At 33.5% G+C, this 2,378-nt stretch carries 1 protein-coding gene; it reads right to left on the bottom strand.

Going from position 1 to position 2,378, the window contains the following annotated elements:
* On the bottom strand, positions 1 to 2,378 hold a 2,378-nt coding region (locus J7J33_03735), incomplete at both ends, for a hypothetical protein (GenBank protein MCD6168400.1).

The following is a 2,378-nucleotide window of genomic DNA, read 5'->3' as shown; positions in this document are numbered from 1 at the left end:
TATTCATACCACCTGATAAACCTTTTGTATCCACAGTTACCTTTATGAAACCAGCATTACCCTCAAATTCTTGAGGTTCAACCTTTATCCATGATTTAGAAGTGGAAAATGACACATTAAGTATTCCTCCTCCTGAATTGACAAAGTAAACTAATTGAGATTTCTTTTCTCCTTCAAGCATGGATCCAAAATCAAGAGAATCAACCAATAATTTAATCTCTGGTGAACTCTCCTCCTCAACCATTTTAAATGTATGCTCTTTTACATATTCATTATTGTTCATAACAGAGATCCATAATTCATCTTCAGTAACAATAAGTGGCTTTTCCTTTGAACCCTTCATATGTATTCGTAGTATCTCGTCTCCATTTGGAGTTATGAAAATATAGAAAGGTTCACCATCCTTTGCCTCTCTTTCGTATGAGAAATTCACTTTTCCATCAAAGGAAAGAACTTCCACAACGAGGATTCCTGAATCTAAGGCATTTCCATTTTTATCGGTTAAATGAACCAGTATATTTGCTTGAGGAATCAGTGGGAAATCTTCTCTTTCCTCTATTTTTGGAAGGGTTTTGTACTTCCAGATATAATCTGGTGGAGGAGATGGATTCTTCTCAATGTAGTAATATTTCGTTTTACATCTATATGTTACACCAACCTTTTCTCCAGGATCTCTTACTCCATCAAAATCTTTATCCTGGAAAAAGCCATGTTCTATGAATATTTTATCTATCTTTTCTAAAGCACTTTCGTTGTCTTTGAATTTCTCTCTTAAAGCATCGTACAGTTCCTTAATATTTTTAACTTTTTTCTCTTTGAGTAAGCAGAAGAAATCTCTCCAGTTTGAGAATGAAAAACCATCATCATCTCTCCCATGGATAAGAACATTATTCTTTATTTCATCATACCAACTTCCACCATCAAGTAAATCTAAAAGAAGACCAGCTGCTCCAAATTCCTCATCAGAATAAGACATAATTATTTTATGTCCAGCTGCATCCTTTAATTCTCCTCCAACACATTTTATATTGCTTCTATTGACTCTATGGAAATTACCGGATGAATCAAAATATCCGTATGATGCTGTATCAGATTTAAACTTTCCATTTTCAAGGTCACTCATTCCACCTTCCCATCCATATATGCCATTTCTTTGTGCGGATACATCAAGACAGCATGTTCCTTTTAATTTAATCTGCCTTAAAATAAATAATGATGTAGCTTCTGCAAATCCTTCAACAAAAGAATCACTTGAATTTGAATTGGATAATCCAAAGTGGTTTCTATCTCCAGGTGCTAATCCGGGTATTCCGTATAGAGAATCATGGAGGAAATGTCCAAACTCATGCCATTCTCTATTTATAGGTCTATTGTTTGAGGTTAGTGGACTGTCTGCCTTATCTATATTTATCGTTTTATTCCAGTACCATGTGCCATTTGTATTACTGAATGCACAAACTTTTAATGGAAGCATAGAATCCTTTATCATTTTTTTATAACCGCATGTTTCATCTCTGAAGATACTAAATGCTTCATCAATATGACAGAAGATCTGAGCTAAATCTTTTGGATCATTTGTGAAATCGTTAGGGAGCGTTAAGTCTGCATCTTTTCCAATAATGATGTCTCTGTTATTAGTTATTTTTGGGCATGGTTTGGAATCATCTTTAATGTGGACTTTTACAAAGAAGAGATTTTTACAGTCATAATACTTAACCTTAAACTCTTTTGTTTCAAAAATTACTGCGAGTACATAATCGTGTTTACAATCAAAATCAAAAAATAAAAAGTCAAACTTTCCATCTTTGTCAGTATAAGTTTCAAGATAGTATTTTTTATCTGGAAGTCCTGTGTTGAAGGAAGAATGGACATCTGGGAAGTCTCCCTCAGTCTTTTTAAATTTTTTATCAACACTACATTTTGGTTCATAATTTAGAAAAAGAAGTACCCTTATTCCTTTCAAAGGACACTCTTTGTTTTTGGAGTTTAAGAACTTTACACTTCCTTTGATTTCTCTTATATCAGGACAAATTGTAACCTTTAGTTCCTTTACAATTTCTTTTATACAAGGTGGGGAAGGAGAGACACTGAAAATTAGATTGAATGTGAAATAAGCACTTGGAGCTGTTGATGAATTCTCTTTTACTTCTGCAAAAATTGCAATTTCTTTCTCCTCTTTTGGAGAAAGAGTCAGAGATTCTGGGTCGAAAGTAATATCTACTTTTGCACTACCTATTGGTTCCTCTTTCAATTTAGCGGTTCCTGAAACTGTTACATCAATATCTCCTGTATTTTTTACAGTTATTACAATTTTTTTCTTATCTTTTCCACCAACATATGTACCTCCATAATCTATACTTGAGCATGTAGGACAGAAT

This window comes from Caldisericia bacterium (genome assembly GCA_021158845.1).
Classification (GTDB): domain Bacteria; phylum Caldisericota; class Caldisericia; order B22-G15; family B22-G15; genus B22-G15.
The sequence above is the reverse complement of the archived record's forward strand: the minus strand, read 5'-3'. Positions and strand labels throughout refer to the sequence as shown.